The sequence below is a fragment of the Psychrobacillus sp. BL-248-WT-3 genome (assembly GCF_012843435.1).
Taxonomy (GTDB): Bacteria; Bacillota; Bacilli; order Bacillales_A; family Planococcaceae; genus Psychrobacillus.
Map to the genome: position 1 here is coordinate 31,962 of NZ_JABAFC010000011.1, position 16,110 is coordinate 48,071.

The window sequence follows — 16,110 nt, forward strand, 5'->3', positions numbered from 1 at the left end:
CGTGATTATGTGCGTTTTTTGTTAGGTTGTGCGCTTTCCCGGGAAATATCTATTTTTCTTTTTATTCTTATTTCCCGCTTAAGAAGCTCACCTTCAAAACCTTTAGGAGAATCCATCCTAGTCTTACTCCAATAATCTAAGCATTCCTGCGTTTTTTCTAATGCTTTTTGATAATCTTTCTTCTGATGTTCATAAAGCTTTGCAAGTTCCACCAAAACCTTTAGACGATATTTCCCGTCAATTTCCTTTAAAGCTATTTCGAATGCTTCTACACTTTCTTCTATTAGATTTTGTCTTTTTAAATGTAACCCAATATAAAAGTATGCGACGCTTGTTTCACTTTCTGAAAATTGGTCTACAACGAATTCAAACCATTTATTGCTCGCATCTTTTGATTTTAGGTCTTTAAACCATTTACCGATATTCGTGTAAGTGTTAGCAGTTTCTAGTGATTCTTCTTTTTTTAAAAGATCTATCGATAAAGTATAGAGAGTTGCAAGTGATAAGATATCCCATTCATTATGCTTTAAAATTCTCATAAGATTAGTAGGATCACCTTGTTTTACTGCATCAAAATAAATAATGGGTGCCAAGTGTCCTGGAAGATCATTTTTTCTTGTAAAGCCCAGTTTGCTCTCTTCTAGTTGCTTTAGTTTAAATCTCTCTAAATCACCTTTCCATATTCTTTTGGAGGAATGCATTAAATCAATTTGCTCATGTTCTTTTAATGGCGGAAGATTATTGCGATTCATCGTCCAGCGAGTATTTAACTGTGGAATATCGAAACTCTTACCATTATAAGTGATAATAGTTTGTGTATCTTTCCAAAATTCAGTAGCTAACAGAAACGCTGCTTCCTGCCCAGGCTCTACTAACACATATTGAGATAGCAAGTATCCACCGGGCGCTTTTTTTAATATACCATTTAAAAAAATGAGCACACCTGTCCCTTTTAACCCAGTTGTTTCTGTATCATAGAAGCAAAAAGGATTACCTGGTGAAACCGTAAGTGGATGATTTGGGTATCTCTCTTGCATGAAGGAAATTGCCTCCTCCAGCTTATCCAAACCAATAGTTCCATGTATATGCTTCTTACGATAAAATGTTTCTTTTAAAAAGAAAAAACCCTTCTCGTTTTTTATAAGCTTTAAACCAGCTTGTTTCCATTGTTCTGTATAAAAAGGAAGTGCAATTTCTGGCACTTCCTTTTTGGGCTGTTTCTCGGGAACATTCTTCTTCAGAAGTCCCTTCATCTCTAATAGTTTTTTCTCATATGACATAACGATCCACCTGTAGCATATGCAGTAATTTTATAACTTCTTTCTTTAAGTTATTTTCAGCATCTTGTGCTCCAATACAAGCTGGACACCCACCAGTACATGGACAGCTCGCAACTTGCTCTGTAACTTTTGGAACTAAGTCATTCCATAGGTCAAACATTCTCTCGGATAAACCAATACCGCCAGGATAGCTATCGTACATAAAGAAAGTAGGCTTCTCCACGTTTACTGATTTTACCTGTGGGACTACATGAATGTCCTTAGAATCACAATGAATAAATAATGGTATAAATGAATGCAAAGCATATGCTACACCCGTCATCGCATCTGAAAGCAAGGTTTCCGACCAGTCATTTGGCTTATCAAAGCTAAACCAAGTGGATGTAGTGTGAAGCTCTAAAGGCGGTAAATGTATTTTACCTGATCCAATATTATCGTGCGTATCAAACTTAATCTTTTTGAAGATGGTCGGCTGAGCAAGAACAATAATGTCTCCAAAACGTAGTGTTCCAATATCAGCTTCTTTTTCCTTATCCTCACTTAGCACCTTTAGCTCGATTGCAATATTAGCATCTGTAAAATAATCCACGTCCACTTCTTTAACAAATGCCTTTTTCTCTTCCCAATCTAATTTCTCTACTTGAAACTGTGTTCCTTGATGAAGGTATATAGCTTCCTCGTGAAGCAGGGTCATCGCACTATAAAGATCCATCTCTCCTATGACTCGAGTTTTAGTAGGTACTGACTGATCAATTATAATGACATTGTCTTGGGAGGCAGAACGAAGACTAACATTACTAGCAGGAAAGCTTTCGGACATCCAATGCCATTTATCTGCTGTTTTTAACAGAACCCCTTCACTTTCTAAGAACTCTAGCAATTCCTGAATTGAAAATTCACCATAATTGTCGCTAGTCGTAAAAGGAAGCTCAAAAGCGGCACATTTAAGATGATCCATCAAAATAATCATGTTATCAGGATGGATTCGAACCTCTTCCGGTGATTGTCCAAGAAAATAGTCTGGATGCTTAACTACGTATTGATCTAGGGCAGTAGATTGTGCCACATAAATTATGAGCGCTTCATCCTGCCTACGCCCAGCTCGTCCTGCCTGCTGCCATGCACTAGCTATATTGCCAGGGTATCCAGTCATAATGCATGCTTGGAGCTGGCCAATATCTACACCTAGTTCTAATGCATTCGTGCTTACTACAGTACGAATTACTCCATCCCGGAGTCCTTTTTCAATATCTCGTCGTTCAGAAGGTAAATAACCGCCTCTATAACCACGAATAGATTGGTCATTTATTTTTTTACTTACTAGAGCCTGCAAATAAGTCACTAGCATTTCTACTCTTACTCTGCTTTTAGCAAAAACAATCGTTTGAATTCCATTGACATATAACTCTTGTGCAAGGTCTCTCACTTCTAATACTGCACTACGTCTCACATTAAAAACGGGATGTACAATCGGAGGATTATAAAAAACAAAATGTTTTTTCCCAGCAGGTGCACCGTTCTCATTTATAAGTAAATGTGATTCGTTTGTTAAGTTCTCAGCAAGCTCCTTAGGATTTTTAATCGTGGCAGATGTACAAATAAACTGAGGGCTACTACCATAAAATTCACAGATTCTTTTTAATCTACGAATGACATGTGCAACATGGCTTCCAAATACACCTTTATATGTATGAATTTCATCTATAATAATATATTTAAGGTTTTCAAATAGTGAAACCCATTTTGTATGGTGCGGCAAAATGCCTGAGTGCAGCATATCTGGATTGGTCAGCACTATATGTCCTGATTTCCTAATCTTTTGGCGTATTCCCGGCTCGGTATCACCATCATAGGTATAACTTAAAATCTCCTCCCCGCTTTCCCGAATCAATTCATTTAAATCACTTTTCTGATCCTGTGCTAACGCTTTAGTCGGAAATAAGTAAATTGCTCGAGAGGTGGGATCTTCCATAATAGATTGCAATACGGGAAGATGATAACAAAGAGATTTTCCAGAGGCGGTGGGGGTAATTGCAGTAAACGATTTCCCTAAGGAAGCAGCATCGAAGGCTTGTCTTTGATGAATATAGAGTTGTTCCACCCCTCGCTTTTTTAAAGCATTTGTGATGGATGGATGCATGTGATGTGGAAAAGGAGCATATACGGCTTCTTTCTCCTCCACAGTATGGATATGCTCTATTTGTGGAAATCGATTATTATCAATTCTCCAATCATCTAATAGCTCAGCTATACTTTTGTTTTTTAGCATGTTACTCCCCGACCTCCTGTAACGCTTGAAGAATGGTTTCTAAAGTATATTTGGAAGAATGTACAGACTTTAAAAAACGTTTTTTACTAGTGGCTTTATAAAAGGACTGTACGACAAATTGTCTCATTGATTCAAGTAACGAATCAATTTGACTCGGATGTACATATTTGGGACGCTTCATTTGGATCCAAGGACGTACTAGTTGCTCCCATTCGTTCAGTAATTCATCTATATCATACGCATATGGCTTTACTTCTTCAAAAAAATCCGGTTCACGGTCTTCTTCACGAAAACGGTGAAACCTTTCTATACAACTATCACATTCAATTAGCAGCTGTTTATTTACGTTTGTTAATGACAAAGTAATCCCTCTCATTCTAGTAATAGTTTATCAAAAAGCATAGCATATTACCAGCTTCGAACGAACATACATTCCTTACAGATTACTTTCTAATTTTTCCATCTTCCCTAGCAAGCGAAAAGATGATTTACTAAAATCTTCTTCAAATTGATCCTGTTCTTCGTTTAAACGGTTCTCCAATAGATATTCCAAAAGCTCTAGTTGATCAATAAGACGTTCAATTTTATTCATGTTAACACTCTCCTTTTACTGTTTAGTTCCTTCCTTCCTGATAAATCCCTTCCTACTCGACAAAGGTTCTATACATAAGACAAAACTAGCGGCACATCGACAGTGGTTAAGATGAAAAGCTTTGTTAAATTTATAGGTTGATTTTGACTAACAATTCTTTGTTATAGTGACTTAATGAGTGTAAACATTATAAAAAGGACATTCAAATAAAAATCATAAATAGATGACGAAATTGGTGTTGGTGACAGTTTTTCAACTTTGCTGCTTATGCGAGTAAATTTTTAGCACTTATCGATACATTAAAGCTGTTCCCATTCATTGATTGGAGCACCAGACGGCGACTCCTACGGGATGAGTGAGACAGATAATACATCACAACCACACGCGATTGCTGTGGGTGGTGGCTTATCGCTCACTCCGAGGAAAGCGTCCGGCTGTGGATAAATCAATTCTACCCTCTGATTTAAGATTTCTTTGCATCATAAATCAACCCAACCCTTAACATAGCCAAATGAAACTAAATTGATTACTCGTTCGTCTAACTAACTTGTGATAAACTAATATCATAAAAGAGGTGATTGTCTTGGCTATCCAATACCCTAATGGGAAGGTATATACACCTACCAAGAAAACAAAAACCCCAAAGCAAAAGGATTATTCTTTCAGTAATAGGGGTAAGACGTTAGAAGATGAGATAAATGATGCCAATGAGTACTATCTAGCTCATGACATTGCTGTCATCTATAAAAAACCAATACCTATTCAGGTCGTTAAGGTAGACTACCCAAGTAGAAGCTCGGCGGTTATAAAAGAAGCTTATTACAGAACACCATCCACTACTGACTTTAACGGGGTATACAAAGGGAAATATATTGACTTTGAAGCAAAAGAAACGGAAAATAAGACTTCATTTCCTTTAAAAAACGTTCATCTTCATCAAGTAGAACATATGGGAAGAGTTGTTCAGCAACTCGGTATTAGCTTTCTATTGGTTCGTTTCTCTACAGCGGATCGATATTTTTATTTGTCTTACGAGCATTTAAAATTTTTTTGGGATAGAATGCTATCTGGAGGAAGAAAATCAATCACTCTCGGGGAGTTTGAGGAATATGGGATTGAAATAACTCCAAAATATGCACCAAGGGTCAATTATTTAAAGATAGTTAATGACTTGTATGTATAAAGGGAAAGTGAGGAGACGTTTATGAGTGAGCAAAAATCTACTCGTGGACAAAGAAGAAAACAACAACTTGAACAAAAGAAAAAACAAACAAAACCTGCAAAAACATGGCTAAAACGTATCATGATAGCAATTTTAGCTATTGGATTAGTAGGATTAATAACTGGTGGGTCCGTTTATGCATATTATGCAAGCACAGCACCAGATTTAGATGAGGAATTACTAAAAGACCCGATCAGTCCTAAACTATTAGACGCAAACGGTGAAGAGTTTGCAACCGTCGGAAGTGAAAGCCGAGAATATATATCCTATGAGGAAATTCCTCAACAAATGGAAGATGCCATTTTAGCAACAGAGGATGTTCGTTTCTACGATCACATGGGAGTAGATGTCTTACGTTTAGGTAAAGCCGTTTTAGCCAACCTGAAGGATGGATTTGGTGCACAGGGTGCAAGTACAATCACTCAACAGGTTGTCAAAAACTCTTTCTTTACAAATGAAAAAACGATAAAACGTAAAGCACAAGAAGCCCATTTAGCTCTACAATTAGAGCGTGAATATGAAAAAGAAGAAATTTTCGAGATGTACTTTAACAAGGTATTAATGTCAGGACGTATTTACGGCTTTGGAACTGCTTCTAAGTATTTCTATGGGAAAGAATTAAAGGATTTAGAGCTACATGAGATAGCAGTATTGGCTGGAATGCCTCAAAGCCCAAATAACTTTAATCCTTTTAAAAACCCAGAACGTGCTGAAAAACGAAGAAATACAGTCCTTTATTTAATGAATCTTCACGGAAAAATAACTGACGAGGAAATGAAAGCAGCCCAAGCTATTCCAGTTGCTGACTCCCTTTTACCAGAAGATCAAAGAGTTACAAACCAAGATTCTAAATACGATGCATTTATCGATATAGTATTAGAAGAACTTGAAGAAAATGGGGATGGAGATGCTATTTCCGAAGGTATAACTATCCATACGACACTTCAACCGAATGCACAAAAGCAAGTAGAAGCAACCTTGAACTCTGATATATTCCCAACCGAGGATATTCAATCCGGGGTTGCAGTAATTGATACTCAAACTGGAGCAGTTGTCGCTGCCGGTGGAGGAAGAAATTATGGAGCAGATCGAGGATATAATTATGCTGATGATATGAAAGAACGATCACCAGGATCGACGATCAAGCCTTTAATAGATTATGCTCCAGCAGTAGAATATTTAGGTTGGTCTCCTGCTCAAATCATTGAGGATAAAGAAATTAAATATACAGGCACAGATCAAGTAATACGTAACGCAGATAATAAATATCTAGGTGCTATGACAATGCGGGAAGCATTATATAAATCTCGTAATACTACTGCAGTTCAAACATTAAGAGAAGTAGGTACTAAGAACTCTAGAGAATTTATTAGTCGATTTGGAGTAGATATCGGCACAGTAAATGAAGCCTATGCAATTGGTGGTATTTCGAAGTTCATGTCCCCTATCCAACTAGCAGGAGCTTACGCTGCTTTTGGTAATGGCGGTACTCATACTGAACCATATGCCATTAACAAAATTGTATACAGAGATGGCAAAACAGAGAAAAATTACAAGCCTGAATCCAAGACAGTTATGAAGGATTCAACAGCATACATTATTACAGATGTTTTACGTGATGTTTTAACAAAAGGTACTGGTAAGGCTGCTGCAATTAGCGGATTAGATGTAGCAGGAAAATCTGGTACGTCCAACTTCAGTGGAGATAAAAAAGGTGTTCCAGATGTATGGTTTGCTGGGTACACAACTAACTATTCAGTAACCGTATGGTCAGGTTATCATGACAACTCACCCATCACAACAGCGGAGGAACGAAGCCTTCCCCAACGAATCTTTAAAGAGGTTATGGGTGGTATTTCCGAGGGACAGAAAACAGAAAGATTTAAAAAGCCTAATTCAGTTGTAGAAGTTACAGTTGAAAGAGGTTCTAATCCATTAAAATTAGCTAGTGAGTATACACCTGAAAATATGAAGCTAACAGAGTTATTTGTTAAAGGGACAGAGCCTAAACAAGTATCTGAGGAATATGACCAGCTAGAACTAAATGCCCCTTCTAACCTATCAGTGCAATATGATGAAATAACATCATCGGCAACGTTAGATTGGGACTTCGAAGGACCTGAAGGCGAAGATGATGTTAACGTTCAGTTTGAGGTAGCGGTCTCTATTGATAACGGTCCAAGCGAAATTTTACAAACAACAGATAAAACAGGGTTGATCGTTCAAGCTCTAATCCCTGGTAGTAAATATTTATTTACCGTTACAGCAATAGCTGAGGATGTTCGAAGTGAATCAGCTAGTGTAGAGTTAGTGCTCGAAGGTATCGAAGAAGAAGATCTCGAGTCTCCTGATTCGGAGGAAGAAAAACCAGAAGATACCGAGGGTGAGAATGAAAACCAACCTGGAAACAATGGTAACAATGGTAACAACGGTAATGGTAATAACGGTAACAATGGTAATAACGGTAACGGTAATGGTAATAATGGAAACGGTAATAATAATGGTAATGGTAACAACAACGGTAATAGTGGCGGTAATGGTGGTAATAATGATGGTGGTCAAGAAGATGGTGGCACCGATGGAGAAAATCCTGAGGAAACCCCTGAAGACGGCACAGAAACCGGATCTACACCTTAAACTATTCGATTATTACTTAAAATGATTAAAAGAAGAACGAGGAAATGGGATTATAACCCTTTCCTCGTTTTTTAATTATTTCTTGAATTTATAAAGTGATTTTTTATTGCTTACCTTAGTTTAAGTGTAACATTTCACAAACGAACTCGTTTCACGAAATACCAACCCTAGCCTTTAAAGAGGGCATTGAAATACTTACGTTTTTATAATAAATTTGTTTTGAAAATTAAAAAAGGGTGCTTTTTGTTCAAATTGAACAGAAAACATCCTTTTTCATTGCCTTATTCTTGCTCTCCTTCGTTAAGTAACTTTAGGATTCGCTTCAGGTTGACCGCAAATATGGTTGTGGCTCCTTGTATTTCCATGCCAAAAAGACCCGTGCTAATCGCTGTATCGTAGCCGTATCCACTCTTTATCCTTCTTTATAACACCCAACTCTGAAAGGGCATATTTTACATTTTTCCACATCAAAATTATATTTATCATTGTGCGCACCCCTGCATTTACTTTTCTTTAGTATAGCAATATTACCTGAGTACATTTTAAATAAATTCTATAGTGGATTGGAGTGCAGAGCGGTGACTCCTAGGGGATTAGCGGCCACGGCGAGCACCCGGACTGAGCGCAGCGAGGGAGAAGGCTTGCCGGGCCGCCCCCAGGAAAGCACGCTCGGAACGAAAAAGACACGGTCTCAGGAAATAGGAGCCTTTATTCATACTCTACCTCTAAGAGTTTAAAAGTACTTTTTCAGTGCACTCGCCTTTAACATAGCCATATTTTTTTATATTTAAACTGCCCTAATCTAAAAATGCCCCATATGGACTCCCTCTCTAAGTTAGTTTAGTATCTAACTTTTAGTAGGCAGTATATATGGGGCATCGTTGAATAATTAAGGTTTTCTTGATTCCATAATAAAGCGAAGAGCAAGCTTCTTTTCCGTTTCTTTAAATAATTCATCCAGCTGTCGAAACGCCGCAAAAGTTTTATAGTTCTGTTTTATAAAAGTAAAACGTTCCTGATAGTTTAATGGACAAGTGCCATCTGCAAGGTCGATTAACTCGTTTAACAGATCAATTCCTTTTTCCATTAAATCATTAGACCCGTTATTTCTTTTTTTATAATGAGCTTGTATCTCATCTCGAAGCTCTGACCACTTTGCAAAAAGTCCGACAAAGTCTTCTTTTTTAAGCTTGGACAACTTTACTCATCCTTTTTTTCCCCTCTCTGCACACAGGCAGTAACGGACATTGTGGGCAATTGGGATTTTGTGCCTTGCAATGGTAGCGGCCAAAAAATATAAGCTGGTGATGTGCCTTGGACCAGGATTCAATCGGAGTCTTTTTCATTAACGTTTCCTCGACCTGTAGGACAGAGTCCTTCCATCGACATAGTCCTAATCGCTTCGATACTCTTTCGACATGAGTATCGACGGCAATGGCAGGAATGTCAAAAGCAACTGAAACAACTACATTAGCAGTTTTGCGCCCTACTCCTGGAAAAGTAGTAAGTAGATCTCTGTCTTCCGGTACTTCGCCATTATAAAGCTCTATTAGTTGCTTACTAAGCGCTTGAATATTTTTTGCCTTATTACGATATAGGCCGATTGAACGTATGTCGTTTTGTAGCTCTTCGATTGAAACTGCTAAATAGTCTTCGGGCTTTTTATATTTTTGGAACAAATTTTTAGTTACTTTATTTACAAGCACGTCCGTGCATTGCGCTGATAAAAGTGTAGCTACTAATAATTCAAAAGGATTATCGTGGACTAACTCACAATGAGCATCCGGAAACATCCTTTCCATTTCCTCTAAACAAAAATGCCATTGGGCCTTTGTAAGCAACGTTTCCACCTACTCTCTTTCTTCTAACCAATTGTAAAAAGGAACTTTCGCCGTATCTAAGGATTGCTCCTTTGGTCTTTGCATTGGTATATGCTGTCTAAACTGAGCCGACTGATTTTCTGCAGCTTCTACTGTTTTTATATTTTTCTTTTTCCACTCGAATAATATGCGGTCTATATAGCGCAGGCTTAGCTTTTGAGATAAGACAGCCTCTTTCAAAGCTAGCCTTATTAAAGAGGCAGAATGCTTGTCCTGGTCAAACCACATTCCAATTGTTTCATATTCCATTGGAGATAACAATCTACCGAATTCAGCTTCAAATAATTTGTAAATTTCGCCTTCTTCGCCCTTCACTTCTTCGTCTTCTTTATTAAGGTTTTGTTGCTCTACGCAATCGACCAAAAGCTCCCATAAATGATTAAAATCATAGTATTCATAATGAACTCCATTTTCGTCCATATGCTGTTCAATTTGGATTAATCCCTTTTGGACAAGACGTTGTAAAATCGTCACTACTTTATGTTCGTTAAAATGTGTACGTTCCACTAAGTTTTGAGGGGTTGGAAAGTGGTTACCCGCTTCTCCAAAAGCGATAAGATGTAATAGCAGAATAGCTTCCTCGTCCTTGACATTAATGGCCTTGTAATGGCTAAAAAAAAGCTGGGAAATGGTTACATTTCCCTGCTCTGTCCAGATTCGGAGCCGATTTCGCTTTTGCATACTCGCACTCCCTTTCTTATATAATACGCTGTAAAAGTTTATTAACGTAAATGATCTTTCTTTCGATTCTTATTATGGATATAAACGGTTTAATAGTCTTGGGAATGGGATAGATTCACGTACGTGTTCTGCTCCACTTAACCAAGCTACTGTACGTTCTAATCCAAGCCCAAACCCTGAGTGAGGAACAGACCCTTGTTTACGTAGCTCTAAATACCATGCATAAGCCGATTCATCTAATTTATGCTCTGCAAGACGTTGTTTTAGTAAATCATAATCATGAATACGTTCTGATCCACCGATAATCTCACCATATCCTTCAGGAGCGATTAAGTCCGCACATAATACAACATCGTCTCTGTCTGGATGAGGTTGCATGTAGAATGGTTTAATGCCTATAGGATAATGCGTGATGAATACTGGCATATCATAGCTTTCTGCGATAGCTGTTTCATGCGGTGATCCGAAATCATCTCCCCATTCAATATCATCAAAGCCTTTCTCGTGTAAAAACTTAATTGCATCATCATACGTGATACGTGGGAATGGTGCTTGAATTTTTTCTAATTTAGAAGTGTCGCGTCCTAAACGTTCTAATTCTAATTGACAGTTTTTAAGAACAGATTGGACAATATATGCCACATATTGCTCTTGTACTTCTAGATTCTCATCGAATTCTACAAACGCCATCTCTGGCTCGATCATCCAAAATTCTATTAAGTGACGTCGTGTTTTAGATTTCTCTGCACGGAATGTTGGTCCAAAGGAGAATACTTTTCCTAATGCCATTGCTGCAGCTTCCATGTATAGTTGTCCAGATTGAGATAAATATGCATCCTCATCAAAATACTTTGTATGGAAAAGCTCTGAAGTTCCTTCAGGAGAAGATCCAGTTAAAATTGGTGGATCCATTTTTACAAATCCATTTTCATTAAAGAATTCATATGTAGCACGAATTATTTCATTACGAATTTTCATAATTGCGTGTTGTTTTCTAGAACGCAGCCATAAATGACGGTTGTCCATAAGAAATTCAGTTCCATGCTCTTTTGGTGTAATAGGATAATCAACCGCAGCGTGAATTACTTCGATTTCTTTTACTTGTAGCTCATATCCAAAAGATGAGCGTTCATCTTTAGTTACTTCTCCAGTGATATACATAGAAGTTTCTTGAGTTAACCCTTTTGCTGTTTGGAAAATTTCTTCTCCAACAACTTCCTTTACTACTACTCCTTGTACAAAGCCGGAGCCATCACGTAGCTGTAAAAAGGCAATCTTTCCGCTTGAGCGCTTGTTCGCAAGCCAAGCCCCAAGTTTTATTGTTTCTCCAACATGGTTGGCCATATCTTTAATCATAATTTTTTTCATGTTGTCCTCCATTAGTCATAAATAAATTTTACAAATTGGATATTCTCTTCCACCAGTCGCCGTTATCAAATAATAGATAAACGTAGTTTAGATTATCCTTTGAATTGACAAAGGTAATCTCCCATACAGGGCCAACCTCTTCCACACCTAGCTTAGCGTGGAGCACCTTACTTTCTTGCTCTCCATCCAAAACGATGGAGATGGCTTCTTCTTTTGATATACCCTCTTCAAAGCTTACCTCCATGATAGGCTCTTCATTTGCCTTCAGTGGGATAAAAAATGCTTTTTTGGAGCCATCTTTTGTGTTACCTATAATCGTCTGATAAGAGTCGGTACTATTATACACATAGGACTCATCAATTGTCTCCAATAAGTTATTCTTTAGTGTATAAGATTCTGCAGACGTTAAGGCTTCCTTAAATGGCTCCCGAGCCTGAGTATATATAAGAATGCTAAGGATTGCGGTTAGGCTAATTGTAAAAATAACGATAAATAATAGCCATCTTTTAAGTGCCATATTTAGGTCCTGTAAATGGTAAAGACTGCTTTTTCTTGGTCTTCTTTATCTAATGCCAATCCAAACATTAAATCCTTTTCCTTCAAAGAACGGTTCAATGCATCTACTATTTTGTATAGATCTGATTGGTATTGTACGGTGACTGTGGAGATGACTTCGATTTTGTTTTCCATATTTCTACCCGCTTTCTAATACTCATCCTTAATTAGTATACCAATTTTCTAGCTCTAAGACTATATTTTCTAGTGATACTTTCTTTACAGGTATGTTAGGAATCGCCTGTAAAAAATCAGCCCCATACGACTTAGTCTCAATTCTTCTATCTAATACGATAAATACTCCCTTATCAGCGGAGGAACGAATTAAACGACCAAATCCTTGTCTAAATCTTAGAACTGCTTCTGGTAAAGAGTAGGATGAAAATGGGTTAAGCCCGTTTCTGCTCATTAATTCTGCACGTTTTTTAAATAATGGGTCATCTGGTGATGAAAAAGGTAAACGCACCATGATTACGACAGACAGTGCCTCCCCTGGCACATCTACGCCCTCCCAAAAGCTATTGGTGCCGAAAAGTACAGATTTCGAGAAGCGTTGAAAGGATTTTAATAGACGCATTCTACTGCCAGTTGTAATCCCTTGGGCAAACAGCATATAATCTTCGAGCAGGTTAGTCTCTTGAATTAACTCAACCGTTTTTCGAAGCATATCTTGTGAGGTGAATAATACAAAGCATCTTCCGCCAGTTACTAGCACTGTCTGAACAATTGCTTCTGCCACTGACTCAATATAGTCAGATTGTGAAACTTGCTGAATATCCGGCATATCTTCAATAATTAAGAGCTCTGCCCCATTATAAAAATTAGATTCTACTTTAAATTGATGAATCGGCACACTCGAACTAAGCCCTAGCTGTGAAGTGATAAAGTATTTGTTAGATGGTACGGTCAAAGTCCCCGACGTCCAAATAATACCTCCACTATCTCTTAACGGAGCCATTGCTTCTTTTATATCCTCTTGATAATCTAATGGTCTTTTGATGATAGTAAGGCTCCCTGGCACACTTCTATTATCTAGTTCGAGCCATTTTGCTTCTTCTTCACCATGCTGAAGAAATATTTCATCCCACTCACTTACTTTAATCTCTAGCTCCCGTAGCCAATATTCCCACTCATTTACGATAACTATTAATTGAGGGTCCAATAGGTTTTTCTTGGACGAGCCAACATATGGCTTTGTGGAATATATAAACGTCTGCAGATTTTTAGCTACTTTGATAAAATATGATTTATCTAGTTCTAACTCTTCCATCGTATTCGTACGTTTCGTACTTTTAGATTTATGAGGGAAGCTTTGTATAGAAGAAATGATGTGAGACATAGCGAGATCAAACGACTCTACAACATTTACAAAAAGCTTCTCTATGCGGAGTCGTACGGATAAAGAGACGTTTATAAGCGACAGTTTGTAAAGTAGATGATCGGTATCTAACGTTCCAAATTGACCTAAAATATACTTCCAATTAGTATAGGAAAAAATACGTTCTTTTCGAGAAATACTAGCATGGATCATTTGATGTGCTTCATCAATGATAGTTGCACAGCCATTCTCTAAAAGTTTAACTTCTCTATCCTTGTCTGCTATGATCATGGAATGATTCGTCACAAGTATATCGCAATCCTTACTCCGAAGAAGTGCTCTCTCATAAAAGTCAATTCCTTTTACGTCGTTTATCATCTTCTCAGAGGTTCTTCTTATTTTATCAACAAAGAGTAAACCCCCTCCAGAGACATTAAGCTCAGAAAGATCACCCTCCTCTGTCATAGTAAGCCAAACTAAAATCTGCATGATAGTGAAGGTTTCATCATATGACTCGTCATCTTGCTGAAGATGCTCCCAAAAACGATAAAGGTCAATATAGTGGTTAATCCCTTTTAGTTTAGCTACTCGAAGATTTATATTCAAAATGTCATGAAGCTTCGGTATTTCCTCATTTATTAGTTGATCAATAAGATGAGTAGTGTAGGTACTAATAATAATTGGCTTTCCTTGCTCTATTCCATAAATAGCAGCAGGGATTAAATACCCTAATGTTTTACCTATCCCAGTCTCGGCCTCACATACTATTTCTCTAGATTCGGACAGCGCTAGGTGAATTCTATCCATAAGCTCAAATTGGCCAGTTCTTTCCTCCAGCTTTAAACTTCCTTGTTGGAATAACTGCTTCTTTTCGTCGAAAGAGCTTGGGTAAACTAGCTCACTTTGCGTTGGAAGAGGCTCATCTCTTTCATATTGTAAAGGGATCCCTCGATATTCTAAATAATCCTTTGAGTCATACATTTTTCTTTTCATCGTCAGCACTTCAAAAAATATAAGAGCTAGATTGGATTTTAATTGAAAGGATCTCTTATGTAAAAGTTCTATTGTTTTCATTGGCAGCGTTTGTAGCTGATCAAAACATTTCAGCAGTAAATAAGCTGTAGCCTTCGCATCGTCATCTGCTCGGTGGGCAGATTCAAGCTCTATATGTAGCTCATTTGCTATATCCTGAAGTTTATAACTATAAATATTAGGAAACATCAGCTTTGCAAATTCCACTGTATCAATCGATTTACAAACTAATTTAGGTAATCCTACACGTTTTAGCTCCTGCTGAAGAAACGTTAAGTCAAAGTTCGTATTATGAGCAACAAAAATATGATCTTGCAACATTTCCAACACTTTTGGGGCAATCTCTTCAAATCTAGGAGCATCCTTGACATCTTCTTCCTTGATGTTAGTTAGATCCTGAATAAATAGAGGAATTTGTTTTTGCGGATTTACAAACGTATTAAAGGAGCCCGTTATTTTATTATTTTCTATAAAAACAATTGCAAGCTGAATAATTCGGTCACCATTGGCAGATGAATGGCCTGTTGTTTCAATATCGACAACTGCATATTTATGATTTTCCAACACACTTCATCTCACCATCATTAAAATTAAAAGCATTCTAACAAGCGCTCGAGCACTGCTTTTTAAAAATTGTACCACATTACTTTATTAGAAACGAAATATATGTAGGACTTAAAAAAAATTAAAATTATTATCCCTACTTCTTTCATTCTCAAATAAACAATTCAAATCCTATTTAGACGAAAAAATGTGCAGATCTAGCTTGTTAGAGAGAAAGTTGCAATAGCAATAAAAAACAAAGCCCCGGAAATTTTACGATTGGTAAAATTTCCGGGGACTTTTGAAATCCAGGGGCTTTTTTCTCCAGCCACCTCCATGTGCAATTATTACATGACTGTTGCTTCTGGCTCGTAGTTGATAATTTGGTTAATCGTATTATCTGAGTTCATAATTCCTACTGTTGGACGATGGTTTTTTGCTTCTTCATTCATTACGTATGCATAAGACAAGATAATTACTATATCTCCACGTTGAACAAGGCGTGCTGCAGCTCCATTTACACAAATTACACCGCTTCCACGTTCTCCTGCGATAATATATGTTTCAAAGCGTGCCCCATTATTGTTATTGACAATATGAACCTTTTCATTTGGCAGCATTCCTACTGCATCCAAGATATTTTGGTCAATTGTAATACTGCCTACATAGTTTAAATCCGCCTCAGTGACTACTGCTCGGTGAATTTTACTGTTTAACATCATTCTTAACATTA

General features: G+C 37.4%; 14 protein-coding genes and 1 pseudogene. 2 read left to right on the top strand and 13 right to left on the bottom strand.

Annotated features, from left to right (window positions below; translation table 11 throughout):
• Positions 1 to 5 precede the first annotated feature (5 nt).
• From HF876_RS07995 to HF876_RS08010, 4 genes are all read right to left on the bottom strand, one after another.
• Positions 6 to 1,280: a ribonuclease H-like domain-containing protein gene (locus HF876_RS07995; protein ID WP_169359542.1), complete on the bottom strand. Its 1,275-nt coding sequence runs from the start codon at positions 1,278 to 1,280 to the stop codon at positions 6 to 8.
• Positions 1,270 to 3,549: a DEAD/DEAH box helicase gene (locus tag HF876_RS08000; protein WP_169359543.1), complete on the bottom strand. Its 2,280-nt coding sequence runs from the start codon at positions 3,547 to 3,549 to the stop codon at positions 1,270 to 1,272. The genes HF876_RS07995 and HF876_RS08000 overlap by 11 nt, the downstream gene beginning before the upstream one ends.
• Before the next feature lies 1 nt (position 3,550).
• Positions 3,551 to 3,910 carry a YppE family protein gene (locus HF876_RS08005; protein ID WP_240949699.1) on the bottom strand — a complete coding sequence of 120 codons (360 nt, stop codon included), beginning with the start codon at positions 3,908 to 3,910 and terminating at the stop codon, positions 3,551 to 3,553.
• 75 nt (positions 3,911 to 3,985) lie between these two features.
• Complete coding sequence (locus tag HF876_RS08010) at positions 3,986 to 4,141, bottom strand: hypothetical protein (RefSeq protein WP_169359545.1); 156 nt, start codon at positions 4,139 to 4,141, stop codon at positions 3,986 to 3,988.
• A 583-nt stretch (positions 4,142 to 4,724) separates the two neighbouring features.
• Between HF876_RS08010 and recU the strand changes: the two genes are divergently transcribed.
• On the top strand, positions 4,725 to 5,324 hold the full coding sequence (gene recU, locus HF876_RS08015) for a Holliday junction resolvase RecU (protein WP_169359546.1): 600 nt from the start codon (positions 4,725 to 4,727) through the stop codon (positions 5,322 to 5,324).
• Positions 5,325 to 5,345: 21 nt separating this feature from the next.
• Complete coding sequence (locus tag HF876_RS08020) at positions 5,346 to 8,000, top strand: PBP1A family penicillin-binding protein (RefSeq protein WP_169359547.1); 2,655 nt, start codon at positions 5,346 to 5,348, stop codon at positions 7,998 to 8,000.
• A 281-nt stretch (positions 8,001 to 8,281) separates the two neighbouring features.
• On the opposite strand, the pseudogene HF876_RS18870 reads toward HF876_RS08020, so the two are convergent.
• From HF876_RS18870 to panD, 9 genes and pseudogenes are all read right to left on the bottom strand, one after another.
• Positions 8,282 to 8,514 (bottom strand): annotated as a pseudogene (locus tag HF876_RS18870) (IS5/IS1182 family transposase); the annotation flags it as partial.
• A gap of 375 nt (positions 8,515 to 8,889) precedes the next feature.
• A complete protein-coding gene (locus HF876_RS08025) occupies positions 8,890 to 9,198 on the bottom strand; it encodes a YpoC family protein (protein ID WP_169359548.1) in 309 nt (102 codons plus the stop codon).
• Entirely contained in the window at positions 9,185 to 9,841 is a 657-nt protein-coding gene (gene nth / locus HF876_RS08030) for an endonuclease III (protein ID WP_169359601.1), read from the bottom strand. Before nth ends, HF876_RS08025 begins: the two co-directional genes overlap by 14 nt.
• A 9-nt stretch (positions 9,842 to 9,850) precedes the next feature.
• A complete protein-coding gene (locus tag HF876_RS08035; protein ID WP_169359549.1) occupies positions 9,851 to 10,561 on the bottom strand; it encodes a DnaD domain-containing protein in 711 nt (236 codons plus the stop codon).
• A gap of 72 nt (positions 10,562 to 10,633) precedes the next feature.
• Positions 10,634 to 11,929 (bottom strand): asparagine--tRNA ligase, encoded by a 1,296-nt coding sequence (gene asnS / locus HF876_RS08040; protein WP_169359550.1) that lies wholly within the window; start codon positions 11,927 to 11,929, stop codon positions 10,634 to 10,636.
• A 28-nt stretch (positions 11,930 to 11,957) separates the two neighbouring features.
• Positions 11,958 to 12,446 (bottom strand): cell wall elongation regulator TseB-like domain-containing protein, encoded by a 489-nt coding sequence (locus tag HF876_RS08045; RefSeq protein ID WP_169359551.1) that lies wholly within the window; start codon positions 12,444 to 12,446, stop codon positions 11,958 to 11,960.
• Positions 12,447 to 12,448: 2 nt separating this feature from the next.
• Positions 12,449 to 12,619, bottom strand: a complete 171-nt coding sequence (locus HF876_RS08050) for a YpmA family protein (protein WP_144536843.1) — start codon at positions 12,617 to 12,619, stop codon at positions 12,449 to 12,451.
• Positions 12,620 to 12,647: 28 nt separating this feature from the next.
• A complete protein-coding gene (dinG, locus tag HF876_RS08055) occupies positions 12,648 to 15,401 on the bottom strand; it encodes an ATP-dependent DNA helicase DinG (RefSeq protein WP_169359552.1) in 2,754 nt (917 codons plus the stop codon).
• A 323-nt stretch (positions 15,402 to 15,724) separates the two neighbouring features.
• A complete protein-coding gene (gene panD, locus HF876_RS08060) occupies positions 15,725 to 16,108 on the bottom strand; it encodes an aspartate 1-decarboxylase (RefSeq protein ID WP_169359553.1) in 384 nt (127 codons plus the stop codon).
• Positions 16,109 to 16,110: the final 2 nt, after the last annotated feature.

What these genes read in the sequence shown, in the direction of transcription:
- HF876_RS07995 (WP_169359542.1), bottom strand. Translation starts at nt 1,280, where the DNA reads ATGTCATATGAGAAAAAACTATTAGAGATGAAGGGACTTCTGAAGAAG.
- HF876_RS08000 (WP_169359543.1), bottom strand. Translation starts at nt 3,549, where the DNA reads ATGCTAAAAAACAAAAGTATAGCTGAGCTATTAGATGATTGGAGAATT.
- HF876_RS08010 (WP_169359545.1), bottom strand. Translation starts at nt 4,141, where the DNA reads ATGAATAAAATTGAACGTCTTATTGATCAACTAGAGCTTTTGGAATAT.
- HF876_RS08020 (WP_169359547.1), top strand. Translation starts at nt 5,346, where the DNA reads ATGAGTGAGCAAAAATCTACTCGTGGACAAAGAAGAAAACAACAACTT.
- HF876_RS08035 (WP_169359549.1), bottom strand. Translation starts at nt 10,561, where the DNA reads ATGCAAAAGCGAAATCGGCTCCGAATCTGGACAGAGCAGGGAAATGTA.
- asnS (WP_169359550.1), bottom strand. Translation starts at nt 11,929, where the DNA reads ATGAAAAAAATTATGATTAAAGATATGGCCAACCATGTTGGAGAAACA.
- HF876_RS08045 (WP_169359551.1), bottom strand. Translation starts at nt 12,446, where the DNA reads ATGGCACTTAAAAGATGGCTATTATTTATCGTTATTTTTACAATTAGC.
- HF876_RS08050 (WP_144536843.1), bottom strand. Translation starts at nt 12,619, where the DNA reads ATGGAAAACAAAATCGAAGTCATCTCCACAGTCACCGTACAATACCAA.
- panD (WP_169359553.1), bottom strand. Translation starts at nt 16,108, where the DNA reads ATGTTAAGAATGATGTTAAACAGTAAAATTCACCGAGCAGTAGTCACT.